Here is a 26,305-nt window from a genome sequence, read left to right on the forward strand (position 1 = left end):
GATGATCGACACCATATTCCAACCGACGCCAAGAGGTGAGCGATGAGTGCATTGAGTGAGGCAAGTACGGAGCACCTCACCGTTTCCGACCTGCGGGAACGATACGGTCTGATTACCGACTCCAAGGCCTGTGGCAAGGTGACGGTCACCTCCCTGGCCGACGACATGGCCTCGGTCACCCCGGGTGCGCTGGCCATGCCGCGATCCGACGAAATCGACGCCGACACGATTCTCGAGGCGGAGCGTCGTGGCGCCTATGCGGTGCTGCTGCCGCTTTCCGCACAGCGGTTCGGGTTCCGGGGGAACATCCCCGTGCTGTACGGGGACCTGTCGACGGTCGAGCAGGGGCAGATGGCCGCGGACATCTCCGGCCACCCCTCCAATTCCATAGCCGTGTTCCTCCTCGTCGGGGAGCGAACGTCCCAGCAGGTCTCCGACCTCGCCGGCCTGCTGCATGTGCTGGGCAATCCGGTGGGTCAGATCAGTCTGCGACATTCCACATCGCTGGAGCGGCATCTTGTGGAGGACTACCCGCTTGGCGTATTGGACGTCGAACGTATGCTGAGCGTCTTCGTCGAGGACGGCGCATCCGCCGTGGTCATCGGCGCGGATGAGCAGACGCTGGCCGAGGGCGCGCTGTCCGCGGTGGTCGTGGACGTATGCGCGCTGAGCGAGCCCGACGACCCGCTGTCGCCGCAGCCCTCCCTGAAGGAGGCCATGGACCGGTACGGCGTCGTCCTGCGCGAACGCACCCATGTGGCGCACCGCACCGCGGAGACCGACGACATGGCCCGCCACTATGAGGGCGCCGTGGATGAGGCCTCCGACAGAAGACTCTCCCTGGCCATAGCGATGGTCATGAAGGCCGGCGTGCGCAAGGGGAACATCCGCAGTGCCCTGCGGGTGACCAAGGAAATGATCTGAGCCGGACGCATCGGCGGACCATGGTCCCGTAAGAGGCCGCGGGAACCGAAAACGGCAAGAGGACAAGAGAACGACAAGACGGAAGAGGTTGAGCGATATCATGATGGCGATGACGGTGCAGGATGCGGCGAAGTCGGTTGCGGGCCTGCTGCACGACACGCAGGGGGACGGCGGTTCCGCGGGCATCACGTCGGTGGTCACGGATTCCAGGAAGGTGGGGCCGGGCGCGCTGTTCGTCGCCATTGCGGGCGAACATGTGGACGGCCACGATTTCGTCGGATCGGCGGCGAAGTCGGGGGCCGTGGCCGCATTGGTCGACCACGTCGTCGAGGACGCGCCGGTCGCGCAGATCGTGGTGAAGGACACCATAGCCGCTTTGGGACTGCTGGCGAAGGCCAACATCGCGCTGCGCCGGGCGGCGCAGGCCCCGTTCACCGTCGTGGGCATCACCGGCTCGGTCGGCAAGACCACCACCAAGGACCTGCTCAAGGCGCTGCTCGCCAGCCAGGCGGAGACCATCGCGCCGATCGGCTCGTTCAACAACGACATCGGCATGCCATTGACCGCGCTCGAAGTGGGGGAGCGCACGCGCTTCCTCGTGTCGGAGATGGGCGCCAGCCATCTGGGGGAGATCGCATATCTGACCTCGCTGGTGCGTCCCGACATCTCCATCGTGCTCAAAGTCGGCGTCGCGCACCTGGGGGAGTTCGGTTCCGTCGAGAACATCCAGAAGGCGAAGAGCGAGATCGTCGAGGCCCTCGACGAGCATGGCGTGGCGATACTGAACGCCGACGACGAGCATGTGGTGCCCATGGCGGCCATCGCCCCCGGCAAGGTGTTCTGGTTCGGCCAGGGCAGCGACGCGCAGATTCGCGCCTGGAACGTGACGACCGACGAGCACGACCGGGCCGAATTCGACATGATGCTGCCGGATGTCTCCGACCCCTGCCACGTCAGGCTGGCGATTCCCGGCCGCCACAACGTGATGAACGCCCTTGCCGCGGCCTCGGCCGCATGGTATCTGGGCGTGCCGGCCGATGACATCGTCCGCATCCTCGGCGAGCAGCGGCACATCAGCCCCCACCGCATGTCCGTGTTCCGACTGGAGCGCGGAGGAGCCGACTTCACCGTCATCGACGATTCGTTCAACGCCAACCCCGATTCCATGAAGGCCGGCCTCGATGGTCTCGCCGGCTGGTCCGCCGTCTCCGGAGGACGCCCCTTCCGCATCGCCGTCCTCGGCTCCATGCTGGAGCTCGGTGGCGACGAGGCGGCCCTGCACCGTTCCATCGGCGAATACGCCGTGCATGCCGGCGTCGACGCGGTGATCGCCGTCGGAGGCGAGCACGACGCCCTGCTCGACTCCCTCGCCGGCGATCTCGCCGAGGGCGCGCGCGCCGCGTCCGGGGATGCCCCGACACTGGTCGAGACGGCCCACAACGTCGACGAGGCCGACCTCGCCGTGATACGGCTGGCCCGGGACCACGACCACGCCGTCGTGCTGCTGAAGGGGTCGCACGCATCGGGACTCAGCGCGCTCGCCTCGCGCTGGGAGCGCAACGACCATGTGCCGGATTCGGTGAATGCCGGTGCCGCTACGAAGAATGGAGAAACACTGTGATCTCGCTGCTCATCGGCCTTGGCGTCTCCCTGATCGTCGCCCTGGTCGGCACGCCGCTGCTCATTCATCTGGTGCACAAGCTGCATTACGGCCAGTACATTCGCCAGGACGGACCGCAGTCCCATCTGGTCAAGCGAGGTACGCCGACGCTCGGCGGGGTCGTCATCAACCTCGCCATCGTGCTGGGGTGGGCGTCGTCCGCCCTGTACCGGTTCGTCGCCTACCACGACAGGCCCTCCTGGACGGCGATCCTCGTGTTGTTCGCCATGCTTTCGATGGGCTGTCTCGGGTTCATCGACGATTTCGCCAAGGTGCGCAAGAAGCAGAACGAGGGTCTTTCCGTCCGCGGCAAGTTCTTCGGCCAGTTCGTGTTCGCCACCCTGTTCGCCGTGCTGACGCTGATAGTCCCCACGAAAAGCGGATTCCCCAGCGCCCAGGCCGGCATCGCGTTCATCGAGCACCCGTTCATCTCGTTCGAATTCGCGGGCCGCGTCGTGGCCATCGTGCTGTTCGTCATCTGGGTGAACTTCCTCATGACCGCATGGACGAACGCCTTCAACCTGACCGATGGTCTTGACGGCCTCGCCAGCGGTACGTCCATGGCCGCGTTCATCGGGTACGCGCTGATCGCCTACTGGGAGTCCTACCACCTGAAGGGGTCGAACGCCCAGGGCCTCACCTACTCGGTTTCCGACCCGCAGGATCTGGCCATCATCGCCGCATGTGCCGTCGCCGCCTGCTGCGGGTTCCTGTGGTACAACACGAACCCGGCCAAGATTTTCATGGGCGACACCGGCTCCCTGGCCCTTGGCGGCCTGTTCGCCGCGCTGTCGATCACCACGCACACCGAGGTCCTCGCCGTCGTGCTCGGCGGCCTGTTCGTCATGGAGACCTGCTCCGATGTGATCCAGGTCGGATACTTCAAGATGACGCACAAGCGCGTGTTCAAGATGGCCCCCATCCACCATCATTTTGAACTGTGTGGCTGGCAGGAGAACACGGTCGTTGTACGCTTCTGGATGATCGAGATGTTCTTTGTGCTCGTCGGATTGGTGATGTTCTACTCCAACTGGCTGGTCGGCTCCGGTCAGCTGCTGTGACCGATGGACGTCCATTTCGGCGACAGCGTTTCAAGGGAGGAAAACCGATATGACCACAGTTGAGAATTTCGACGGCGCCACGGTGATGGTCGCCGGATTGGGTGTCTCAGGACGCAGCGCCTGCAAGGTGCTCGCCGATTTGGGCGCCACCGTGCTGACCTATGATGAACGCAAGCCGGAGGCCGACTTCCACACCGAGGCCGACATCGATTTCGACAGGCTTGATGCCATCATGACCTCGCCGGTGTTCCCTCCCTCCACGCCGTTCCTGCGTGAGGCGGCCGCACGCGGCATCGACGTGATGAGCGAGGTCGAACTGGCGTGGCGCACCCGCGTGAAGGCGTCCCGTACCGGCAAGCCGGCGCCGTGGGTCGGCATCACCGGCACCAACGGCAAGACCTCCACCACGGAGATGGTTTCGGAGATGCTGCGCGCCTCCGGACTCAACGCCCCCGCGGTGGGCAACATCGGCGTCCCCGTCTCCGCCGCCGCGGTCAACGCGTCCTACGACGCCCTGGCCGTGGAGCTCAGCTCCTTCCAGATGCATTTCACGGATTCGCTGGCGCTTGATTGCGCGGCCATCACCAACCTCGCCGACGATCATCTGGACTGGCACGGAGGCTTCGCCAACTATGCGGCCGACAAGGCCAAGGTGTACCACGGCGTCAGGCGCGTCCTCGTATACAACGCCGACGACCGTCGTGTGACCGAAATCGCCATGGCGGCGCATCCCGCCGAGGGATGCCGCCGTGTCGGCTTCACCCTCGGCGTTCCCACGGCCGGGCAGATCGGCGTCGAGGACGGATGGATCGTGGACCGCAGCGGCCTGCGCTCCGCCGACGCGCCCGAACACATGGCCAAGGTGCTGGACTTCTCGCATCTGAGCGAACCCGACGGCACCATCTACCCGCACCTGCTCGCGGACGCCATGTGCGCGCTGGCCCTGGTGCTGGGCATGGGCATCCCCTCCAGCGTGGCGTTGGGTGCACTGCGCTCGTTCGCTCCCGGAGGCCACCGCATCGCCAAGGTGGCGCAGTTGGACACGCCCTCCGGGACGATTCGCTTCATCGACGACTCCAAGGCCACCAATGCGCATGCCGCGCACGCGTCGCTCTCCAGCTTCGGCGGGAAGTCCGTGGTGTGGATCGCCGGCGGTCTCGCCAAGGGATCGCGGTTCGAGGACCTCGTGGCCGATCAGGCGAAGACCATCCGTGCCGCCGTGGTCATCGGCGTCGACCAGCAGCCCATGCTGGACGCGTTCCGGTCCAAGGCCCCTGGGATTCCGGTCACGGCTATCGCCCCGGAGCCGAAGGACACGGTCATGGATCGCGCCGTGGACGCCGCAGGCGCGCTGGCGGCCGGCGGCGACGTGGTGCTCATGGCCCCCGCATGCGCCTCGATGGACCAGTTCAAGTCGTATGCCGACCGCGGCGAGCGTTTCGCCGCGGCCGCACGGCGGTGGGTGGCGGCCCATGGCGAATAGGAAGCCGGCGGCCGGCAAGTCATCGGCGCCGTCCTCCTCGCGGGGAAAGGCCCCGGCGCGTTCGCGGTCGGTCGTGTCCCGGTCCGGAACGGAACGGACGCGACGGTCCAAGGACGTCCAACTCAAGGGACTGGACAAGGCCGTGGCTCTGGTGACCAATGGCTCGCCGGTGGCCCGGACCGGACCGGGGGACACCGGCACCAAGCCGATCAGCTACACGGGCATCCGATGCCTGCTCAATCCGGTATGGTGCTACTACGGGTTCATCATCTCCGTGGTGGCGCTGACCCTGTTCGGCATGCTCATGGTGTTCTCCAGCTCGACCGTGGATCTGGTGTCCCAAGGCCATTCCCCATGGAAGAACCTTCTGCAGCAGATTCTGTTCACGGCGATCGGCGCCGTTGCGGGGTTCGTGCTTTCCGCCACGCCGCTGAAGGCCTATCGCAGGCTCGCCACCGCGCTGCTGGTCGTGACGATCGGCGTGCAGCTGCTCACCATGGTCCCCGGCATCGGCGTCACCGCTGGCGGCAACCAGGGCTGGATCGACCTCGGCTTCGTTCGGTTGCAGCCCGCCGAGGCCCTCAAGCTGGCGCTATGCATCTGGATGCCCTCCTCGCTGCTCCGCGCCAAGGGCCGTCCCACCCCCGATCTCAAGGCGTGGGGAAGGGCATACGGCAGGACGTTCCTCGGTTTCCTCTGCGCCGCGGGCGCCGTGGGCCTGGGACATGACCTCGGCACCTGCATGATCATCGTGCTCATCGGTGCGGCCGCCCTGCTCATCAGCGGCTTCCCCCTGCGCTGGTTCCTTCCCATGGTCATCGCCGGTGGCATCGCCGTGCTGTACATGTTCGTCGCGGGAAGCTCAAACCGCATGAGCCGCATCCGGGCCACCTACGGCACCTGCACGGGGGACGACCTGACCGGGGTGTGCTATCAAGCCATCCACGGCACCTACGCCCTGGCCTCGGGCGGCCTGACCGGCGTGGGGCTCGGCAACTCCCGCGAGAAGTGGAACTACCTTCCCGCCGCGCAGAACGACTTCATCCTCGCCGTCATCGGCGAGGAACTGGGATTCCTCGGCGCGTGCGCCGTGGTGCTCGGCTTCGTCATCATGGGCTGGTGCCTGGTCAACATCGCCATACGGCACCAGAACGCCTATGCGCGCATGGTGCTCATGTGCATCGTCGTATGGCTCACCGGCCAAGCGCTCGTCAACATCGGCGTCGTCGTCAGGTTCCTGCCTGTCATGGGACTGCCCATGCCGTTCGTCTCCTCCGGAGGAACATCGTTGGTCATGTGTCTGGCGGCGGCGGGCACGGCGGTGCGCATGGCCCGGGTGCAGGGCGAGATCAAGACCGCGGTGGCGCGCTCGTGACGATGGCCGCATCCCGGACGCCGGCTTCCGGACGTTGGCCTGCGGATGCGCCGGGCCGTATCGGGCGCTATGCTCGTAAGCATGTCTGAAGGAGTAAGCATCGTGCTCGCCGGAGGCGGCACCGCAGGTCATGTCAACCCGTTGCTCAGCATCGCCTCGAGCATCCGTGAGATCGAACCGTCCGCCCTGATCAGCGTCATCGGCACCGAAGTGGGTCTGGAGAAGCGGCTGGTCCCCGCCGCGGGATTCGAGATGGACACCATCGAGAAGGTGCCGTTCCCCAGGTCGCTGAACGCCGACGCCTTCAAGTTCCCGTTCCGGTGGACCAAGGAGACGCGGCGCGTGAAGGAGATTCTCGCCGAGCGCCATGCCGACGTGCTCGTCGGTGTGGGCGGCTATGCCTCCGCACCCGCCTACTATGCCGCCCACAGAATGGGCATCCCCGTCGTCATCCATGAGCAGAACGCGCGTGCGGGCATGGCGAACCGTCTCGGCGCGCGCTGGGCCGACTTCATCGGCACCGTCTATGAGCACACCGGTCTCAGCGCCGGGCCGAACACCACCATCGAGCGCGTCGGGCTTCCGCTCCGCCCGGCGATCGCCCAGGTCGCCGCCGACATGGAGGCCGACAGGGCGGCGGCACGGGCGAAGGGAGCCGCCGCACTGGGCGTCGACCCGGGACGTCCGATCGTGCTTGTCACCGGAGGGTCCCTCGGCGCGCAGAGCCTGAACGTGGCCGTGTCGAACGCCGCGCGGGAGCTGCTGGACGTGGCGCAGGTCATCCACCTGACCGGAAAGGGCAAGATGGGCCAGGTGCGCAAGCTGGTCTCGGCCTCCGCCGGGGATGGCGTGCTCACCGGCATCGGGGCCGACACCGCCGGGGCCGGCGACTATCATGCCGCGGAATACCTTGAGCGCATCGACCAGGCGTTCGCCTGCGCCGATCTGGTGATGTGCCGTTCCGGCGCCGGCACCGTGGCGGAGATCGCCGCGCTCGGCGTGCCTGCGGTATATGTGCCGCTGCCTATCGGCAACGGCGAGCAGCGGTTCAACGCCGAGCCCGTCGTCGAGGCGGGTGGCGGCTTTATGGTCAGGGACGACGACTTCACCTGCGACTGGGTGACGGGCCATGTTCCCGGGCTGCTGGCCGACAAGGACCGTCTGGCATCAATCGCACGGGCCGCGTGGGGATACGGCATCAGGGATGCCGCCCAGACCATGGCGCGGCGCGTACTTGCGCTGGCCCGCCGCTGACGTCCGCAAGGCCGGCGTTTATCCCGGCCTCGTCGATAATGGAATGAGTTTGCCATTTCTATAAGGAGATTCCGCCGTGTCAGACACACCACGTCATGATGCCATCGTTCTTGAACCCACCAGTCGCCCATCCGACGCCGATACGCTTACGTTGGACAAGCTGGGACGAACCCATTTCATCGGCATCGGCGGCGCCGGCATGAGCGTTCTGGCGGAGATCCTGCACGAACGCGGCGTCGACGTGCAGGGCTCCGATCGTGAACGGGGCCCGAAGGTGGAACGCCTCGAGGAACTCGGCATCACCGTCCATATCGGCCAGCGGGCGGAAAACGTCGAGGGCGTGGACACCATCGTCTGGTCCAGCGCCATCAAGTCCGACAATCCCGAGATCGTAGCCGGCGTCAATGCCGGTGCGAGGCTCATGCACCGCAGCGACGTCCTCGCCCTGCTCATGCAGTCGGCCCGTGCCGTCACCGTGGCGGGCGCCCATGGCAAGACCACGACCAGCGCACTGCTGTCGCACATCCTCGTCAACGCAGGCGAGGGCGAGCTCGCCGACCCCAGCTACGCCATCGGCGGTTCCATCCAGGGGCCCAACGGCACGCTCGACGGCGGTCATGCCGGCAAGGGAAGCGTTCTTGTGGCCGAGGCCGACGAGTCCGACGGCAGCTTCGCGAAATACCATCCGCAAATCGCCGTGATCACCAACGTCGAAGCCGAGCATCTCGACCACTACGGCACCGCCGAGGCATACCGTCAGGCGTTCGTCGACCATGCGCACCACGCCACCGGGCATGTGGTGCTGTGCGGCGACAACGACGGCGCGCTCGCCGTGCTGCGTTCCCTCGAACCGCAGGCCGCGGCCCACGCCGTGGTCTATTCCACGCAGCGGCCGGAGGCCCTCGGCGACATCAACGGCGCGGCATACGTGCATATTGACCACGAGTCCGAAGCCGCCGCGGAACCGCATACGGACACCCCGTCCGAAGCGGTGGAGTCCTTTGTCCTGCACCTGCCGCAGCGGATCGCCGGCGGCGCGGACATCCCGGTGCGGCTGCGCATCCCCGGCATCCACAATGCGCGCAACGCCACGGCCGCCATCATCGCCGCGACGCTGCTGGGCATGGATCCCCGGGACGCGGCACACGCTGCGGGCACGTTCCGTGGTGCCGCACGACGTTTTGAAATCAGGGGAGAGGTCGCCGGCGTGACCGTCGTGGACGACTACGCCCACCATCCCACGGAGATCGGCGCCCTGCTCGACGCGGCACGGCGTCGTTTCCCCGAGGCCACGATCCGTGTGCTCTTCCAGCCGCATCTGTTCTCCCGCACCAAGTTCTTCGCCTATGATTTCGCACAGGAGCTGGCCAAGGCCGACGACGTCATCGTCACCTGCATCTTCCCCGCCCGTGAGAAGCAGGCGGACTACCCGTCCGTCACCGCACACACGGTGGTCGACGCCGCGGTCAACATCGAACACGATCCCCAGCGGGGATGGATCCAGGCCGTGCCGGACATGTGCCAGGCGGCCAAGATGCTCGCCATGCGCAGCAAGCCGGGTGATGTGATCTTCACCGTCGGCGCCGGCGACATCACCAACATGGGCGAGGTCATCCTCAGCGTGCTGCGTACGCGAGGCGACAGGGACTGAACCATGGCCACCCGCCGCTGACGCGGTGCCGGGGCCGTCGCGAATCACACGTAATCACCGCCGGCCGGTCTCACGGGCCAACGGCATAAGGCATATCGGACACGAGGGGAATGGGCATGGCAGGACGAACGGTCTCTTCACGTGGCGGCGGATCGCATGACGATGGCATCGGCCGTACCGTCTCCTCGAACGGCTCCGCACGGTCGTCGGAGATGACGGGGCGCCGTTCCCCGCGCGTCGCCCACTCCTCGTCCCGAAATCCCGGTTCCTCGGAATCCGGGGATTTCGTCGACGTGCGACGGATGAAATCGCACAAGTCGGTCGCCGAACGGCTGGACGGCGAGGACTTCGGCGGTCCGGGACTGTTCGCCAGACCCAAGGTCGTGAACTTCCCCGAACGTCTTGCGGAACGCAGGCAGGTTTTGCGCCGCCAGCGCATATTCCATGTGGCGATCGGCGTGCTGATTGTCGCCGCGATCGTGCTGGTCATATGGGGGTTGCTGTTCTCGCCGTTGCTCAGGCTCCACGACGACCGCATCGACGTGACCGGCACCAACACCTGGGTCTCGAAGACCAAGGTCGCCGATATCGCCGGCGAACAGGCCGGGAAATCGTTGCTGCTTGTCAACGCGGAGACCATGGAGAACGATATCGCCGACCTTCCGGGCGTGACCTCGGCGACCGTGACCAAACACTTCCCCCATGGCATGACGGTGGACGTGCAAGCGGAGATCCCCGCGGCGATACTGCGCGCCTCCGACAAAAGCCTGACCGCCGTCGACCGGGAGGGGCGAGTCCTCAACGCCGTCAACGCTTCGGTCAAGGGCATCCCCGTCATCGAGGTGAGCGACGCCAAGCGGGGACTGGATAACAAGGCCGTACAGCAGGCGTTGAAGATCCTCGGCTCCCTTGACGAGTCCGTACGGCAGAAGATCACCAAGGTGGAGGCGAAGACCCAGGATTCCGTGACCACGAAGCTCAGCGACGGCTACACCATCATATGGGGCAATTCCTCGGACATCGCCCTGAAAAAGGCCGTCGTCGACAAGCTGCTGGAGAATCCGAAGCAGCTCGGCGGCGCGAAGACCATCAACGTCGCCGCACCCGACAAGGCCACCATCAAATAGATGGTGACAAAGCGGACGGCGACGTATTCGGCAACGGTTATTTCATAAGAACATCGGTATCATACGAAATGGTCACGGGGCCGTCGTTCGTCAACGACACCTGCATATGCGCACCGAAACGTCCCTCCCGTACGACGACGCCATACGATGCCAGCTCCTCATTGAACCCATGCCAGATGCGTTCGGCGTGGTCGGGCTTGCCGGCACCGGTGAATCCGGGTCGGTTGCCCTTGCGCACGTCGGCGAACAGGGTGAACTGGGAGATGGATAATACCTCGCCGCCGACATCGAGCAGGGAGCGGTTCATCTTGCCGTTCTCGTCCTCGAACACCCGAAGATGGGCGATTTTCCTCGCCAGCCACGAAACCTGTTCCGCGCCGTCTGCGTCGGCCACACCGACCAGCAGCATATAACCCGGACCGATGGATTGCGGCGTGAATGGTTCGTCCTGCGGCGATTCGGGAACAACGTCAACCGATGCCTGCGATACTTTCTGCACAATGATACGCATACGGTTCAGTCTACGGTTCGGCGAGACGTCACGCCTGCAGGTTCTCCAGCTGTTTGCGCGCCTTATGCAATTTCGCATAGACTTCGTTGCGTTGCGTGGGGGTCTTGGCGCGGGCGTGGTCACGTTCCAGCTTGGCGATCTGGGCGCGTAACGTGACGATTCCGCTTTGACGGAGGATGCGGGCGTCGAGGTCCGTGCCGTCCTCACTGTCGAGAATCGCCTGTGCGCAGCAGGAATCCCACGCCTCATCCAACGTCGTTCCATGCAATGACAGCCGAGAGTCCCCTGACGGTTTCCACGGGCCGACATACGTTTTCGTCTCGGCGACGTGGCCGACTCTGCCGGGTGCCTTGCGGCATACCGCGAACGCGCATTCCGTGGCATCGGTATTCGTGGCGTCGTCGTCGACGTTGGCTTCGGTGTCCGCCTTCCCATCCGTCGCGTCGCGGAGGACGACGAACACGATGCCGCTGCCGCCGCGTCGTGCGGCGATGAACGCCAGCACGTCCTGCGGAACGTCCTGCCCGGCGATACGGACGCCGAGTATGAGGATCTCATGGCAACGGACGCCGTCGGCGAGGCCGGTGTTCGCGGGACGGGCGAGACCGAGCATGACGATGGACCGCACCTGGTCGGTGAAATGCTTTTTCAGTCGTGAGGATATCGGGACCTTGGCATAGAACACCTGCTTGGGCAGCGTGCCCTTCTGCGCGGGGATCGCCGTTTTCGTCGGCAATCCCAGAGTGGGCGCGGATACGGAACCACATGCAGCAACCGTCATCATCGACCTTCCTTCGCCGTGCGTCGCATATATCATCCAACGATACCGCCTGCATGACACGGATTCATGACGGTTGTTCGCCGTTTCGACCGCAACACGCCGGTGAAAAGGGCCGATTCGCGGTGAAAAGAGTGAGTGACCGGATTAGATGAGTGACCGGATTTGGTGAGTGACCAGATTCGTGCGTGCCGGAACCCGCCGCGACGTATGGGATGACGTATTTCGGATGGTGGTCCGTTTGTCCGTGGGCAGGTCATCGTGTACGACACCCTACATGATGCCGCGAATCGATTCGGCATGACTGCCCGGCATGGAGTGCGGGCGTGGTTGGACGGCTGGAAGATGATAGTCTGGCCCCATGGGAGGTGACGACGACGGAATGGAAGGATCCAGCACGCAGATACTCGACTATGATGACATGACGGCGCTCGCCGAACAATGCCGTGACCTGGTCCGTGAATTGGACCCGGACAGCGATTCCGTCGTCGGTCTTGACATCGATGCCGGGGAGATGGAGCTCGCCATAGCCGATGCGCTTGACGCGCTGTCCGTGATTCCGGGAGCGGCGTCGCGGATACCGAAGGAGGTCGTGGCGCTCACCCACAATCCCGTATACACGGACATCCACCGGTTCAATGGGGTGTTTTAGGAGATTCTATGACGTATGTCAGATCGTATGGGCAGGCCCGCGAGATTATGAAGGAATACTATTGCTCCCCGTATGTCACCAGTCCGGAAGGATATGAGAACGACCGGTATTTCAAGGTCCCGGTCGACTGTCCGAGGGAATTCTGCATGGATGACGACTGCGTCCGTCTCGTGTCGAAGGAAACCGGCGCGGTTATCCCCATCCATGCGTTTCCGTTCGACGACGAAGGCCGGAAGAACATCGAGATGATGAATCGGATGACGCCCGTCTACGACGAGGCGGAGGATTCCGAATACATCAGCCTCCTGAAACGGTACCGCTCCACATACGGGAGGGGGTATTTCTCGGGCGAAGACCACGAGCTGTACGGAGCAACTGCACGGCAGGTGATGAACGATATACGCAAGGCGCTTGCCTAACCCCCATAAGCCCCATGGCGGTTTGCCGCGGGGCTGAAGCCACCAGGCCGGAAGGTCATGAGGACGAAGTCCATTACTGGGTACCTTTCGTCCGCCAATCAAGAAGCGGAATATGCTGGGCCGTTGATAAAAAACCGGGCAGGCGCAAAGACGCGGAATGCTTTCCTATCTGAATCAATACATCGCTGGGAATCTTTTCTAAGCCCCAAGGATTCTTTTTCCTGAATACCCGATTATCCAACGATTCGAGGAATTCTTCTGAAATAGGCTATGGAGGTGGCAAATGGCCGAGGAGAAGTCCTACCATCATGCCCGCAGGCGTCGCTGTGGGAACACAACGGCGAGGAAACCCCGTAAAACCGTTGGAATACCAACGAAAAAGCCGCTTGAGCAATGCCCAAGCGGCTTATGCCTTGTGGAGCCGGCGGGAATTGAACCCGCGTCCGGTAACCGTACCCTCAGTCTTCTACGTGCGTAGTCTGCTGGCCTGATGGCTATATGTCTGCCCCCGCCGATGTCGCAGACAACTGGCGGCGGGCATATTCACAGTCAAAGTCCCCGAAGCGTCCTGTGACGCAACGCTTCAGGCGAGTCTTCTAACGACGCTCAGCATCTCCCCGAAGACATGGGAGAGTGAACGGAGCGGCTGCTCACTGGTTAATCCTGGCGCGAAGCTCAGGCAGCGAGAGCGAACTCAGTGCGGTTAGATTTAGCACTTATTCTTTTACAGGAGCACGTTAACGAGTGGACCCCTGCGTTCTCGGCACGCTTCCCTGCGGCGAACAGATCACCGTCGAAACCGATCGACCCCGATATTGAATTATCAAAGCCGGGCCTGTCGCCAGACCACGACCATTCCGGTATAACAAAACCGGACATTTCAATATAGCGTTGAAATGTCCGGTCTGTCAACAAGGAATGAAGCCTACAGCGAAACTTCGTGGATGGCGGCGCGGTCCCATATGGATTTCAGCCATGCCGGGCGAATCGATCGAACCTCGGTATTCCGGCACGGCGATACGCCGCCATGACGATGTCACTTGCCCTGCTTGGCCTCGTATTCGGCGATGTAGTCGGGCATGACCTCCGGGTACTCGGGCCATGCGCCGGCCTGGGTGCATACGTAGGCGGCGGTGTTCACGGCGGCGCGGTGGGCCTCCTTGAGCGACCTGCCGAGCAGGATGTTGATGGTGAACGCGCCGGAGAAGGAGTCGCCGGCGCCGATGGTGTCGGACACCTCCACGCGCGGGGTGGGCAGGGTGGAGACCTCGCCGTCCTTGGCGATGATGGTGCTGAAGTCGGCGCCCGCGGTGAGGATCACGTAGTCGAGGTCGTAGTTGTCCATGAACCACTTGCAGGCTTCCTCGTCGGTGCCGGTGATGCCGAACATCGGGCGCAGCAGCACGAGCTCGTCGTCGTTGAGCTTGAACACGGTGGCCTGTTCGAGCTGCTCCTCGATGAGCTCCTTGGAGTAGTGGTCGCCGCGGATGTTGATGTCGTAGTAGCGCAGGGTCTCGGGACGGGACTGCTTGAGCAGCTTCATGATGGTGTCGTGCGACTCCTGCATACGGCAGGCGAGGGAGCCGTAGCAGATGGCGTCGGCCTTGCGCACGAGGTCGATGAGCTCCTGGGTGAGGGCGATGTGGTCCCAGGCCACGTCCTTGACGATGGTCCACTCGGGGATGCCGTCGTTGAGCTTGACGTCGGCGCGGCCGGTGGGGTAGGCGTTGCGCTGGAGGATGGACTTGATGCCGGTCTTCTCCACCGCGGCCAGCAGCTCGTCGCCGAGCTCGTCCTCGCCGATGGCGCTGATCGAGTAGCCGTCCGCGCCGTTCTTGGTGGCGTGGTAGATGAAGTTGACGGGGGCGCCGCCCGCGCGCTTGCCTTCGGGGATCATGTCCCACAGGATCTCGCCGAGGCTGAGGACGATGGGCTTCTTGTCTGCCATGATGGTTCCTTTCTTCTCTCCCTCGGTTTCCCTGCGGAGATTATGGTGTTGGTTGGGTTGGTTGTTGTCGGTATGGGTGGTCAGTCGTTGGGCTGTCCGACGAATTCTGTGGGGTGTTCGAGGAATTGCGCCGCGGCCACGGCGGCGGCTCCGGAGAGCGTCGCGTCCACGGGCAGGTCGGATATGGTGATCAGCGTGGTGTCCCGCAGGGCGGGCAGGGCGTGCCGTTCGACCACGGTCTGCACTTCGTCGAGCAGTATCGAACCGGCTTGTGCCATGATATCACCGAGCACGATCTGGGCGGGGTTGTACGCGTTGATGATGGTGACGCAGCCGTAGCCGATGTACCGCGCGAAGGCGCGGACGAGTTCGCGTGCCGTCTCGTCGCCGTCCTTGGCAAGTCGGAACAGGGCGGTGCAGGCATTGATGTGCGTCATGTGCTCCGCGCCGTCGACCAGGCCGCCGTCGATGATGTCGTGGTGCAGGGCCACGGCGGAGCAGTAGTTCTCGAGGCAGCCGACGTTGCCGCATTCGCATGGCCTGCCGTGGATGTCGATGCTGACGTGGCCGATTTCGGTGGCGGCGCCGAGGTTGCCGTTGACGAGGTTGCCGTTGTCGATGAGGCCGAGTCCCACGCCTTCGCCGATGAGATAGTAGCCGAGGCTGCGCGGGTCGGCATCCGCCCCGAACAGGCTTTGCGCCAGGGCGCCGGCGCGGGCGTCCTGTTCGATGAACGCGGGCACGCGGAACGTCCCGGCGAATTCGTCGATGAAGTTGACGTCGCGCCATTCGATCATCGACGTGACCACGGCGATGCGTCCCTCGTCGCGAAGATACGGACCGGGGACGGCGATGCCGATGGCGACGATGGATTCGTCGATGGCTAGGATGTCGTTGATGCGTCGCTTGACGTCGTCGAGGGTCTCGCGGATGCGGCCGCCGCTGACGGGCGGCAGCAGCTGTTCGCTTTCCATGTTGCCGCCGAGGTCGAAGACGCCGAGACGCACGAGCGTGCGCGCGAACTTCACGCCGATGACGCGGTACTTGGATTCGTTGAGCTGCAGTCCGATGGAACGGCGTTTCTTGATGCCGTCGAGGTTGCCGGTCTCGCTGACGACGCCCATGTCGATGAGCTGCGCGGTGATCTTGGTGATGGCGGCGGGGGTGAGGTCGAGCTGCCGGGCGATGTGGGCCCGTGAGCAGATGCCGTCGCGATGGAGAAGCTGGATGATGCGGGAGCGGTTGAGCTCGGCCATCGAGGCATGCGTGCTGCCGGGTGTGATCATCCTGTCCTCCTTGACGTCGTTGCTTGTTGCTGTGAATATATTAACAACGTTAATTGATTAAGCGCAAGCGCGACACTCCGGGAGGGCGGGGTGTTCGGTTGGAAGGCGTGCCGTGCGGCGTGGCGTCGGTCGGCACGACCGCCCGTATCGCGGGCGTCGGTGACGTGGGGGCGGATCTTGTGTGAGATGTTTTCTTAAGGGATTGAATATGTCGAATATATCGAATATCGATATATTTTAATTGAAAATCGTGATATTCTTATTGTGTTTCAATGGATGACAATGTCGGGACGATGTCGTCGGCATGATGGGCCGCCGGCATTCTGGACCATGGAAGGAGTCGCGATGACGAACCACCGACGACCATGTGCGGATGGATGGGCCATGGCGGCGTTGAAAGTGCTGCTCGCCCTCATCGAGGTCGGCGCCCTCGCCTGTCAGGCCGTGCTGCTGCCGGTCCTCGCCGCCGAATGCGCGGCCGACGATCCGGCGCACGCGTATCTGCGGGTGCCCTATCTCGCATTGTCCATCGCCATCATCGCCTGCTTCGAGGCCGCCGTCGTCGCGGTGTGGAGGTTGCTGTCGATGACCGGGGCCGGCGTGGTGTTCTCCCGTGCGGCGTTCCTCTGGGTCGACGCCATCATATGGTGCGCCGTCCTCGCGGCGCTGCTGACGCTGGCGCTGCTGGTCCATGCGGCGTTCATCGCCGGGGTGGGGCCGCTCGGACTGCTCGGTGCGTTGTTCGCGGCGCTGCTGGGCGAGACGGCGGCGGCGCTGCTCATGGTGGTCATGCGCGGTCTGCTCGGCAAGGCCACGGACCAGCGCGAGGAACTCGAGGCGGTGATCTGATGGCGATTGTGGTCAACCTCGACGTGATGCTCGCGAAGCGCAAGATGTCGGTGGGCGAGCTCGCACAGCGGGTCGGCATCACCGCGGCCAACGTCTCGGTGCTGAAGAACGGGAGGGCCAGGGCCATACGGTTCAGCACGTTGGACGGGCTGTGCCGCGTGCTCGAATGCCAGCCAGGGGACATTCTGGCATGGACCGACGGGGACGACGCCGGGCGGGAATGACGTTCGCCGGGAATGACGGCGGTTGATGGGAGACTTTATCGGTTCGATGTGGGAGAATATGACGTGGACTCCGTTTCGGCGGGAATATGCGAGGAGGATGTATTGCCAGTTCCAAGACATGCGGTCGTCGTAACCCACAGCAAGCTGGCTGCCACCGGCACCGAGGTCAAGGAGGTCGTCGAGCAGCTCATCTACGCCGGCTTCGATGTGGCGATCGTCGACAACCTCGAGGCCCCTCCGTTCGCCGCGCCCAAGATGCAGACGGTGGCCCCGGACACGGAGATCGTCGTGGTGCTGGGCGGCGACGGCACGATACTGCGGGCCGCCGAACTCGTCAAGGGCACGGACGTGCCGATCGTCGGCATCAACATGGGGCACGTCGGATTCCTCGCCGAATTCGAAAGCTTCCAGATCCGGGACGCCATCCGCAAGATCGCGAACAGGGACTACTCGATCGACGAACGCGTGATCGCATGGGTGGACGTATGGCTTCCCGGTTCCGACGAGCCGCTGCACGAGTGGGCGCTCAACGACGTGACGCTGGAGCGCGCCGACCGCGGCAAGATGGTGGAGCTGAGCATCCGCGTGGACGACGTGGAGATGAGTTCGTTCGGATGCGACGGTGTGATCGTCTCCACGCCCACGGGTTCCACGGCATATGCGTTCTCCGCCGGCGGGCCGATCATCTGGCCCAACGTGGACGCGCTGCAGCTGGTGCCGCTTGCCGCCCATGCGTTGTTCTCCCGCCCGCTGGTCATCGGATCGAAGTCCACGTTCACCATCGACATCCTCGGGGATTCCTCCAGCGAGGGATGGATCTGCTGCGACGGGCGCCGCCAGCGAGGATTGCCCCGGGGATCGCGAATCGTAGTGCGTCAGTCGCCGAATTCGCTGAAACTGGCGCGACTGCTCGGCGTGCCGTTCACCAGCCGTCTGGTCAGCAAGTTCGACCTTCCCGTGGTGGGATGGCGTGAATCGAACAAAAGCAGAAACGACAGGAAGCAGGGGGAGTAGGGCCCGGAATGCTCGAAGAACTGGAGATCCGTTCACTGGGGCCGATTCATCACGCCGTACTGCGCCCCGCAAAGGGCATGACGGCGATAACCGGCGAGACCGGCGCCGGCAAATCCATGCTGCTGAACGCCTTGCGCATGATATCCGGAGGATCGGCGGCGTCACGTCTGGTCTCGCCGGGGGAGGACGGCGCTTGGGCGCAGGGCATCTTCGCCGTCGAGGATTCCTCGCCGACGGTCGGCATCGTCCATGATGCCGGCGGCGATGTGGAGGACGGGGAGATCTTCCTCACCCGCACGTTGCCCGCACACGGACGCTCCCGCGCCGTGCTCAACGGCCGAAGCGTGCCTCGGGCCATATTGGGCGACATCAGCGGGGAACTGGTGACCATCCACGGGCAGGCCGACCAGCTGCGCATGGCATCGGCGGCGCGACAGCGTGACTTCCTCGATCGGTACGCGCAGGACGATGGGCTATTGGACGCCTACCGAACGGCATGGCGTCATCTCAACGACGTCGACGTCAAACTCCGCAACGTGACCGAACAGGAATCGGACGCCATGCAGAAGGCCGACTACCTGCGCGAATCCATAGAACGCATCGACGGCGTGAATCCGCACGCCGGGGAGGATGACGAGCTCAAGGCGATGCGCGACCGCATCGAGAACGCCGCCGAGATCTCACTCGGCATCGGCGGCGCGCTGGCCGCGCTCGACGGATCCCAGATGGGCGCGGACGACGCCATGGGCGCGACGGCGCTGGTCGATCAGGCCGTGCAGTCGCTGCGCGGCATCCACGTGGCCGGCAAGTACGGTGAAATCGCCGACCGACTGGCATCGTTGAACGCCGAACTCGAGGACGTGGCATTCACGCTTGGCGGCATGGCCGACGGCGGGGAGGAACCGCAGAACCTTGACGAGATCAATGAACGCATCCACGACCTCGACGAACTGACCCGACGCTGGGGGCCGACGATCCAGGACGTGCTCGACTGGCGTGAACAGGCCGGTTACGACCTCGAGGACCTCGATGCCTCGCCGGAACGCGTCGAGCAGCTCCGAGGCGAACGTGAAACCGCCTACGAGTCCGCGCTCGCCGCCGCGGATGCGCTGCATGAGGCACGTGTGGCCGCCGCGGGCGAACTCGCCTCCCGCGTGACCGGGGAGCTCGCGTCGTTGGCGATGTCCGGCGCCGCACTGGACATCGACGTGCGGGCACGCGAACGTTCCGGTCATGATGGTCCCGGGGATTTTGGGCCGCTGGACGCCAGCGGGCGCGACGACATCCGTTTTCTGTTTACGCCGTTCCCCGGTTCGCCGCAGCTGCCGATGGGCAAAAGCGCGTCGGGCGGCGAGCTCAGCCGACTGATGCTGGCGCTTGAGCTCGTGGCCGCGGACCGTGGCATGAACGGCGGAGGCGACTTCGCCATGACGTTCGTGTTCGACGAGGTGGACGCCGGCGTCGGCGGCAAGACCGCCGTTGAACTCGGCCGGCGGCTGGCGCAGCTCGCCCGTCACGCGCAGGTGGTGGTCGTCACCCATCTGGCGCAGGTGGCGTCGTGGGCGAACGCGCAATTCGTCGTCTCCAAGACCGTGGAGGCGAACGGCGGCGAAGACGACGGGGCGACCACCACGGTCACCGAGGTCCGCGGCGACGCACGCGAGCGCGAGATCGCCCGCATGCTTGCCGGCAGCGAATCGGAGACCTCGCTCGTCCACGCCCGCGAGCTCCTCAAATCCTCCACCCTCTAGAGGCCGTCGGGGCAGTTTCGGATTCGCACCCGCCGAGATGCCGAATGCTTGATCGGGCTTTGGGATATGGGTATCCGACCGTAAGCTTGGGAGGCGCAGCCTCCCGGCCGAACGGCCTTGAGTGTGTCGGATACCCATATCCCAAAGCCCACACCCGGTTGAACTATCATCGAATCACCATCAATCACCATGAAGGAAACCACTATGACAACCCTCACCCCGACCCTCACCATCGCCGGATCCGACTGCTCCGGCGGCGCCGGCATCCAGGCCGACCTCAAGACCATGAGCGCCAACGGCTGCTTCGCCATGTCGGTCATCACGTCCGTGGTCGCCGAGAACACGGCCCGTGTGATCTCCGTGCTCGACGTGGACCCGAAGATCATCGCCGACCAGATCGACGCCGTCTTCGAGGACATCCGTCCCAAGGCGGTGAAGGTCGGCATGCTCGACAATCCCGACATCATGCGGGTCGTGGCCGATAAGCTCGTCGAATACCAGGCCGAGAACGTGGTCATCGACCCGGTCATGTACGCGAAGAACGGCGCCCCGCTCATGGACCCCAACTGCATCGACTCGCTTATCGACATCGTCATTCCGCACGCCGACGTGCTCACTCCCAACATTCCCGAGGCCGAATGCATCTCCGGGCTGAAGATCACGGACCTTGACGGCCAGAAGGCGGCGGCCAAGGCCATCCAGGAGATGGGCTGCACGTCCGCGCTGGTCAAGGGAGGCCATGCCACGGGCGACGCCATCGACGTGCTGTACGACGGCACGGAATTCTACGAATTCTCCGCCAAACGCATCGACACGAAGAACACGCACGGCACCGGCTGCACGTATTCCTCGGCCATCGCCGCCAACCTGGCGCTTGGCCACCCGTTCCACGAGGCCATCGGCAGGGCGAAGAAGTACGTGACCATGGCCATCGAGCACTCGCTGGAGCTGGGCCATGGCAATGGTCCGACCAACCATTTCTGGGACCTGTACGCCCACGGTCTCGAAGGTTTCGACGCCAATGCCTGACGCCATCCCCGACGACGGCATGCCGAACGCCGGCAAGGGCGCTATCTTCGACCTCGACGGCACGCTGCTCGACTCGATGCACGTGTGGACGGACGTCGACAACGAGTTTCTGCATTCCCGCGGCTTCGACGTGCCGCGGGACTACGCCGACTCCATCGCCCATATGTCGTTCGACGGCTGCGCGCGCTACACCATCGAACGGTTCGGTCTGCCGGACACCCCCGAGGAGCTGATGGACGAGTGGAATCGCATGGCGTTCGAGGCGTATTCGACCACCGTGCCGCTCAAGCCCCATGCGGGGGAGTATCTGCGCCATCTCAAAGCCACGGGCACGAGACTCGCCGTGGCCACGAGCCTGCCGCCGAACTTCCGCGAACCCGTGTTGCGCCGGCTTGGCGTGTTCGACCTGTTCGACGCGTTGTGTAGCGTCGACGACGTCGGGCACGTCTCCAAGGACCATCCCGACGTGTACCTGTATGCGGCCGAACGCATCGGCGTGGAGCCGCATGACTGCACGGTGTTCGAGGACATCCTCGTCGGCATCCGGGCGGTCAAGTCCGTCGGCATGACGGCGTGGGCCATGTACGACGCGTCGTCGGCGACCCACTGGCCGCAGATTCGCAAGGTCGCCGACGGCGTCATGCATGATTTCGACGAGGCGCCGCGAACGTTGTAGAAACTCACCGGAGCGACCGCAGAACACGGCAGGACCTATCCGCCGGACCTGCATGGATGGCGACTACCGCATGCAGCGATGGTGAAAGAAGGAATGGTGCTAGGCTGCCGACGTCGGTTTCATCGGCACGAGTGGGGCCAGCGTATTCGGATGCCGCCTGCGGCAGTTGGCCACGCTGATCGCCGCGGCGAGCAGCCCGAAGGCCAGCATGATCATCAGCGCCGCCCAATAGGGGACGAACATGAACAGGATCATGAACGCGAACACCGGAATCAGGGTGACGAGGACCATGAGGTGCAAGGCGCCCACCGTGTGCGCCCGCGTGGCCAGCAGGATCTGCTGATTGACGAACGTCAGCAGCACGGCGGAGCCCATGGCGTAGGCGGTCGGCACCGAGAACGCTTCGGAAAGCGGAAGTACACCGACCCACAGGCAGTAGGCGGCCATCGGCAGGAACAGCATGACGGCCACGCCCATCGGCATCACGCTTTTCGCCATGAAATATCCGACCATCGAACGGTCCGAACAGCGTACGGTTTCGATGGCGCCGTCATCCCGCAGCATGCCGTTGAGACCACCGGCCGCCGTATCGGTGTTCGGGTACGACAGTCCCGCGGTCAGCACCGGCGGAACATAGGCGATGCACGGTCCCAGCAGCATCAGGACCACATCCCCATACCCGCTGCCGAGCGTGGAGCAGAGCATCGACGCTCCGACGACATAGAACACCGCCACGCCGCCGATCACCACCCAGAACAATGGGGTGCGTCGACACAGGAGCCAGTCCTTCCAGATCACGGCATTCATGATGATTCGTCCTTTCCTTCCTTTAGTGGGAGCCGATGCCGAAATCGACGTCGTTCCGTTCCCGGCCGAGCGTTGCGGCCTGTCGGAACGACTCGTAGTCGGCATAGTCCGCGATTCGGTGGTCCCCGACGATCCGGCGATCATCCAGCATGACCACGCGGTCGGCCACCTCCCAGCAGTATTCGAGGTCATGCGTGATGGTCATGATCGTGCGGCCGTCGGCCTTCAGCTGCCGCATGAGTTCGATGAGCAGCTGCCGTGTGACCGGGTCCACGGCGTTGGTCGGTTCGTCGAGCATGATCAGATGAGGGTCGAACAGCAGACCGGCCACGATGCCTGCACGCTTGCATAATCCGCCGGACAGCTCCTTCACCTTCTTGTCGAGATGCTCGCCGAGTTCGAACGCCCTTACCATCGGCAGGTCCTCGAGATGGTCGAGGTCGATCGGATGCGGGCGGTCGTGCGTGGCATACAGCATCGCACGGAAGCGGATGTTCTCCCGCACGGTCATGTCGCGGGTCAGGTTCCCGGAATCGGTGAGCTGGAACACGTTGCGCATCGATCCGAAGACGTCGGCGTTGATGATCGCGCGGCCGGACTGTGGTCTCAGCGTGCCGGTGATTACGCCGAACAGGGTGGTCTTGCCCACGCCGTTGTAGCCGAGTATGCCGATCGACTGGCCTTTCGGCACGTCGAGGTCGATATGTTCGAGCACCGGCCTGTTCCGACGGTACCCGAAGGACACGTCCCGTACGGAGACCGCGATCGGGGTCGCGATGGTCGTATGCCGAGTGGTGACGGATCCGGATATGGTGGTCGTGGTCATGAGCATTGCCTTTCCCTTGAAGAACATGGACCAGGAGTAGAGCATGAGCGCCGGCATCAACGGTTCGAGGATGATCAGCGGACCGGCCGATCCGACGAACGGTCCGTGCAGGACGGGGACGAGCGCGTGGAAACCGAGGATGACGGCATAACCCAGCACGGCCGGCGGAATGATTGCGATGATGAACCGTGCGAGCGGATACTGCCAGCGGGGCCGGCCGCTCGACAGGAACATGGCGATCGTGCCGTTGACGAGATCGGTTCGGATCAGTTCGAAGGCGCAGGTCGGGGTGACCGTCATGATCAGACAGATCAGCGAACCCTGCAGCATGGTGGAGGCCATGCGGGGCGTGGGGTCGACGATGGCGGTGAGGGCCAGCATCGCCGCGGACAGGACGATCCCGATGATCAGCAGCACCAGCATCGGCGTATTGCGTTTGAGCCGGATCAGATCCTGATAAAGAATGGCTTTCATGATTGCCTCGTGGATTGGTGATGGGAAGCGGATGATGGCGGAAGAACGTATGAGTGGGCGGATTCGGGTATGCTGACGCGCGGCCCGATGCGGTCGGGTCGAATCGGTGGTCGGCGGGCTGCCGCGATGGTCTATTCGCCGGCGATGATTCGCTTCAGTGCGGCAACGTGCCCCTGAAAGGCACGGAGACCGTCATCGGTGAGCTGCACCCAGGTGACCTTGTATCTCCGGCCTTCGCCGGTTTTCTTGGTGAGCGTCACGTATCCGTGGTCGGCGAGGGTTTTGAGATGTTTGGAGCAGGTGGCGTCGCTGACGTTCAGCGTGTCGCGCAGGGCATCGAATCTGAGGGTGCCGTAGGCTTCCAGCATGCCGCAGATGCGTAGGCGAATCGGCGCGTGAATGACGTCATCGAACTTCGGTTCCGGAGCGTCACTCGTCATGCCGGCCTCCTTCGCGGGCGGACGGGGAGCCGGAACCGGGGGACGGGGTGACTGCCGGCGGGTTCGCTCCGTCGAATGCAGGGGAGGAGAGCATCCGGAAGAACAGGCGCATGTTCCATCGCAGCAGCAGATAGATCACCAGACTGCCGATCAGGGCAATCAGCGCGGCCACGGGCCATGTCCCGCCGTGATAGCCCCATGCCATGGCCAGCCAGGGGATGCCGATCTCCGCGGCGATGACGAGGACGTATGTCGTCGCATATGTCCGGCTGCGCCATGCTCTCATGGAGACTTTGCGGGAGGCCCTGCCGCCGAAATACGTCGCCATGCCGGTCCGTCGCTGATACCGCTGCATCAGCAGAAGCATGACCGCGATGGACAGGATGGCGAAGACCAGGAACGCGAAGAGCATCGTCCAGGTCATCTCGATGTACCCGCCGAACATCAGGCCGAACGGCCAGTAGAGCATGATGACGATGAAGCCCAGCACCGCGAACGGCAGCAGCATCGCGGTGTGCCCCCGTTGCCCGCGTTGCGCCAGATTAAGGCGGTCGGCGTCGAGATCCCTCAGCGCCTGCAGTTGCCCCAGCGCGTCGATTGGAAGGTCCCGGGAGACATCGTGGCGTTCCTCCGGTTCGGGATGGAGAGGGGTGCCGCCGTCCGTGCGTCGCGGTTGTGGCGTGTCGTTCATCATGTGTCTCCTCAGACGGTTGATTCACGGTTGCGCAGATCGAGGCTCGTCGTGATGAGGCGTCATGTGTGGTTACGCGTGGTCACGCGGTCACGTGGTCACGCATGACTACATGTCGGCCGGCAAACCTCTTTCCGTTACGGAAAGCATAACACTTTCCATCATGGAAAGAAGTTTGCGTGTCGCTATGATGGCTGATGACGATTGACGAGTTCCCGACGACGGGAGGAAAGGCGGCATGGCATGAGAATCGCGGCATTCGAGGTGCGGGACGACGAGCGTGAGGCATTCGTTTCCGAGGCGGAACGGGTCGGGGTGGATGTCGATCTGCATGAGGAGCCGCTGACGATGGGGAACGTGAGACTGGCCGATGGCTGTGACGGCGTAAGCATACTGGGACAGAGTCATTGCGACGCCGGACTGCTGGATTCGCTGGCTGAACGTGGTGTGACTGTGGTGGCCACACGCACCATCGGCTACAACCACATCGACCTCGATGCGGCGAAACGTCTCGGCATCGCCGTGCTCAACGCCGACTATGCTCCCAATGGCGTGGCGGAATACACGGTGATGTTCATCCTGCTGGTGCTGCGCAACTACAAGCCGGCCCTATGGCGAGGACAGGTCTATGACTTCTCTCTCCAGGGACTGCAGGGGCGCGAACTGCGCAATCTTACGGTCGGCGTGATGGGCACCGGCCGCATCGGCGCCACGGTGATCCGGTGCCTCACCGGCTTCGGCTGCAGGATCCTCGCCTACGACCCGCATCCGAAGGCCGAAGTGGCCGAGCACGCCGAATACGTCGACCTTGACACCCTGTATGCGAACAGCGACGTGATCACCCTGCACATGCCGCTGCTGGACTCCACATACCACATCATCGACCGCGAATCCATCGCGAGGATGAAGGACGGCGTGGTGCTCGTCAACTGCGCGCGAGGTGAACTCATGGACCTCGACGCGCTCATCGACAACATCGAGGCCGAGAAGATCGGCGGCCTCGGACTCGACACCGTGGAGACCGAGGGCGACCTCATCCACCGCGACCGCAGGACCGACATCCTCACCAACCGCGGCATCGCGTACCTGCGGCAGTTCCCCAACGTGGTGATGACGCAGCATATGGCGTTCTACACCGACGCCGCCGTGCACAGCATGGTCTCCTGCTCGGTCGACGGCATCCGCGCCGTGCTGACCGACGGCGACTTCCGTACGCGGCTGGTGTGATCGCCGCGTACGGCGAATCAGCTGCGCCTCTGTCATCCTGAGCGAGCGAAGCGAGTCGAAGGATCTTCACCCGTATCGGTCAAGATCCTTCGACTCCGGGCTGTGCCCTCCGCTCAGGATGACGGTGGAGGGCACAGCCCGCCGCTCGTTCGGGACGACAATATGGAA

General features: G+C 64.1%; 25 protein-coding genes and 1 other RNA gene. 17 read left to right on the top strand and 9 right to left on the bottom strand.

All coding sequences use genetic code 11. The features are described 5' to 3' along the window. The first annotated feature begins 42 nt into the window (after nt 1-42). From KIH77_RS03350 to KIH77_RS03385, 8 genes are all read left to right on the top strand, one after another. Complete coding sequence (locus KIH77_RS03350) at nt 43-924, top strand: UDP-N-acetylmuramyl peptide synthase (RefSeq protein WP_219099693.1); 882 nt, start codon at nt 43-45, stop codon at nt 922-924. Between the two features lie 100 nt (nt 925-1,024). Then, nucleotides 1,025-2,545, top strand: coding sequence for a UDP-N-acetylmuramoyl-tripeptide--D-alanyl-D-alanine ligase (locus KIH77_RS03355; protein WP_219099846.1), 1,521 nt, complete (start codon nt 1,025-1,027; stop codon nt 2,543-2,545). Continuing rightward, on the top strand, nt 2,542-3,645 hold the full coding sequence (gene mraY / locus KIH77_RS03360) for a phospho-N-acetylmuramoyl-pentapeptide-transferase (RefSeq protein WP_219099695.1): 1,104 nt from the start codon (nt 2,542-2,544) through the stop codon (nt 3,643-3,645). The genes KIH77_RS03355 and mraY overlap by 4 nt, the downstream gene beginning before the upstream one ends. Before the next feature lie 13 nt (nt 3,646-3,658). Next, nucleotides 3,659-5,128: a UDP-N-acetylmuramoyl-L-alanine--D-glutamate ligase gene (gene murD / locus KIH77_RS03365; RefSeq protein WP_308283218.1), complete on the top strand. Its 1,470-nt coding sequence runs from the start codon at nt 3,659-3,661 to the stop codon at nt 5,126-5,128. Further along, on the top strand, nt 5,118-6,503 hold the full coding sequence (locus KIH77_RS03370; protein WP_219099699.1) for a peptidoglycan glycosyltransferase FtsW: 1,386 nt from the start codon (nt 5,118-5,120) through the stop codon (nt 6,501-6,503). Before murD ends, KIH77_RS03370 begins: the two co-directional genes overlap by 11 nt. A gap of 81 nt (nt 6,504-6,584) precedes the next feature. Further along, on the top strand, nt 6,585-7,757 hold the full coding sequence (locus KIH77_RS03375; protein WP_219099701.1) for a UDP-N-acetylglucosamine--N-acetylmuramyl-(pentapeptide) pyrophosphoryl-undecaprenol N-acetylglucosamine transferase: 1,173 nt from the start codon (nt 6,585-6,587) through the stop codon (nt 7,755-7,757). Between the two features lie 76 nt (nt 7,758-7,833). Then, the gene (gene murC, locus KIH77_RS03380; RefSeq protein WP_372445352.1) at nt 7,834-9,408 is read left to right on the top strand and encodes a UDP-N-acetylmuramate--L-alanine ligase; all 1,575 of its coding nucleotides are present in this window, start codon (nt 7,834-7,836) and stop codon (nt 9,406-9,408) included. A gap of 116 nt (nt 9,409-9,524) precedes the next feature. Next, nucleotides 9,525-10,535, top strand: a complete 1,011-nt coding sequence (locus KIH77_RS03385; RefSeq protein ID WP_236024434.1) for a cell division protein FtsQ/DivIB — start codon at nt 9,525-9,527, stop codon at nt 10,533-10,535. A 37-nt stretch (nt 10,536-10,572) separates the two neighbouring features. Here the strand turns inward: KIH77_RS03385 and dtd are convergent, their stop codons facing one another. Further along, the gene (gene dtd, locus KIH77_RS03390; protein WP_219099703.1) at nt 10,573-11,046 is read right to left on the bottom strand and encodes a D-aminoacyl-tRNA deacylase; all 474 of its coding nucleotides are present in this window, start codon (nt 11,044-11,046) and stop codon (nt 10,573-10,575) included. Between the two features lie 28 nt (nt 11,047-11,074). Further along, entirely contained in the window at nt 11,075-11,830 is a 756-nt protein-coding gene (locus tag KIH77_RS03395; RefSeq protein WP_219099704.1) for a DUF4391 domain-containing protein, read from the bottom strand. Nucleotides 11,831-12,206: 376 nt separating this feature from the next. Here KIH77_RS03395 and KIH77_RS03400 point away from each other — a divergent pair, with 376 nt between their 5' ends. Both KIH77_RS03400 and KIH77_RS03405 read left to right on the top strand, forming a co-directional pair. Continuing rightward, the gene (locus KIH77_RS03400; RefSeq protein ID WP_219099705.1) at nt 12,207-12,476 is read left to right on the top strand and encodes a hypothetical protein; all 270 of its coding nucleotides are present in this window, start codon (nt 12,207-12,209) and stop codon (nt 12,474-12,476) included. A gap of 8 nt (nt 12,477-12,484) precedes the next feature. Then, nucleotides 12,485-12,895 carry a hypothetical protein gene (locus tag KIH77_RS03405; protein ID WP_219099706.1) on the top strand — a complete coding sequence of 137 codons (411 nt, stop codon included), beginning with the start codon at nt 12,485-12,487 and terminating at the stop codon, nt 12,893-12,895. Nucleotides 12,896-13,308: 413 nt separating this feature from the next. On the opposite strand, the gene ssrA is transcribed toward KIH77_RS03405, so the two are convergent. The 3 genes from ssrA to KIH77_RS03420 form a co-directional block, all read right to left on the bottom strand. Further along, nucleotides 13,309-13,706: a transfer-messenger RNA gene (gene ssrA / locus KIH77_RS03410) on the bottom strand. A gap of 225 nt (nt 13,707-13,931) precedes the next feature. Next, on the bottom strand, nt 13,932-14,843 hold the full coding sequence (locus tag KIH77_RS03415; RefSeq protein WP_219099707.1) for a carbohydrate kinase family protein: 912 nt from the start codon (nt 14,841-14,843) through the stop codon (nt 13,932-13,934). Between the two features lie 80 nt (nt 14,844-14,923). Beyond that, the gene (locus KIH77_RS03420; RefSeq protein ID WP_219099708.1) at nt 14,924-16,129 is read right to left on the bottom strand and encodes an ROK family transcriptional regulator; all 1,206 of its coding nucleotides are present in this window, start codon (nt 16,127-16,129) and stop codon (nt 14,924-14,926) included. 384 nt (nt 16,130-16,513) lie between these two features. On the opposite strand from KIH77_RS03420, the gene KIH77_RS03425 reads away from it, so the two are divergent. The 6 genes from KIH77_RS03425 to KIH77_RS03450 all read left to right on the top strand — a co-directional run bounded on the left by KIH77_RS03425 (nt 16,514) and on the right by KIH77_RS03450 (nt 21,672). Then, nucleotides 16,514-16,978: a DUF2975 domain-containing protein gene (locus tag KIH77_RS03425; protein WP_219099709.1), complete on the top strand. Its 465-nt coding sequence runs from the start codon at nt 16,514-16,516 to the stop codon at nt 16,976-16,978. Then, complete coding sequence (locus KIH77_RS03430; RefSeq protein WP_219099710.1) at nt 16,978-17,202, top strand: helix-turn-helix domain-containing protein; 225 nt, start codon at nt 16,978-16,980, stop codon at nt 17,200-17,202. Before KIH77_RS03425 ends, KIH77_RS03430 begins: the two co-directional genes overlap by 1 nt. A 102-nt stretch (nt 17,203-17,304) precedes the next feature. Then, entirely contained in the window at nt 17,305-18,216 is a 912-nt protein-coding gene (locus KIH77_RS03435; protein ID WP_236024435.1) for an NAD kinase, read from the top strand. 8 nt (nt 18,217-18,224) lie between these two features. Then, nucleotides 18,225-19,967: a DNA repair protein RecN gene (recN, locus tag KIH77_RS03440; RefSeq protein ID WP_219099712.1), complete on the top strand. Its 1,743-nt coding sequence runs from the start codon at nt 18,225-18,227 to the stop codon at nt 19,965-19,967. Between the two features lie 204 nt (nt 19,968-20,171). After that, the gene (gene thiD, locus KIH77_RS03445; RefSeq protein ID WP_236024436.1) at nt 20,172-20,996 is read left to right on the top strand and encodes a bifunctional hydroxymethylpyrimidine kinase/phosphomethylpyrimidine kinase; all 825 of its coding nucleotides are present in this window, start codon (nt 20,172-20,174) and stop codon (nt 20,994-20,996) included. After that, on the top strand, nt 20,989-21,672 hold the full coding sequence (locus KIH77_RS03450) for an HAD family hydrolase (RefSeq protein WP_219099714.1): 684 nt from the start codon (nt 20,989-20,991) through the stop codon (nt 21,670-21,672). The genes thiD and KIH77_RS03450 overlap by 8 nt, the downstream gene beginning before the upstream one ends. Before the next feature lie 99 nt (nt 21,673-21,771). Here KIH77_RS03450 and KIH77_RS03455 read toward each other — a convergent pair whose 3' ends face one another. The 4 genes from KIH77_RS03455 to KIH77_RS03470 form a co-directional block, all read right to left on the bottom strand. After that, nucleotides 21,772-22,479, bottom strand: coding sequence for a hypothetical protein (locus KIH77_RS03455; RefSeq protein ID WP_219099715.1), 708 nt, complete (start codon nt 22,477-22,479; stop codon nt 21,772-21,774). 22 nt (nt 22,480-22,501) lie between these two features. Continuing rightward, nucleotides 22,502-23,779, bottom strand: coding sequence for an ABC transporter ATP-binding protein (locus tag KIH77_RS10415; protein WP_236024437.1), 1,278 nt, complete (start codon nt 23,777-23,779; stop codon nt 22,502-22,504). A gap of 131 nt (nt 23,780-23,910) precedes the next feature. Beyond that, nucleotides 23,911-24,219, bottom strand: coding sequence for a transcriptional regulator (locus tag KIH77_RS03465; RefSeq protein ID WP_219099716.1), 309 nt, complete (start codon nt 24,217-24,219; stop codon nt 23,911-23,913). Further along, nucleotides 24,209-24,913, bottom strand: a complete 705-nt coding sequence (locus tag KIH77_RS03470) for a hypothetical protein (RefSeq protein ID WP_219099717.1) — start codon at nt 24,911-24,913, stop codon at nt 24,209-24,211. The genes KIH77_RS03465 and KIH77_RS03470 overlap by 11 nt, the downstream gene beginning before the upstream one ends. Before the next feature lie 240 nt (nt 24,914-25,153). On the opposite strand from KIH77_RS03470, the gene KIH77_RS03475 reads away from it, so the two are divergent. Beyond that, nucleotides 25,154-26,137, top strand: a complete 984-nt coding sequence (locus KIH77_RS03475) for a D-isomer specific 2-hydroxyacid dehydrogenase family protein (RefSeq protein ID WP_219099718.1) — start codon at nt 25,154-25,156, stop codon at nt 26,135-26,137. Nucleotides 26,138-26,305: the final 168 nt, after the last annotated feature.

This window comes from Bifidobacterium pluvialisilvae, assembly GCF_019331695.1.
Classification (GTDB): domain Bacteria; phylum Actinomycetota; class Actinomycetes; order Actinomycetales; family Bifidobacteriaceae; genus Galliscardovia; species Galliscardovia pluvialisilvae.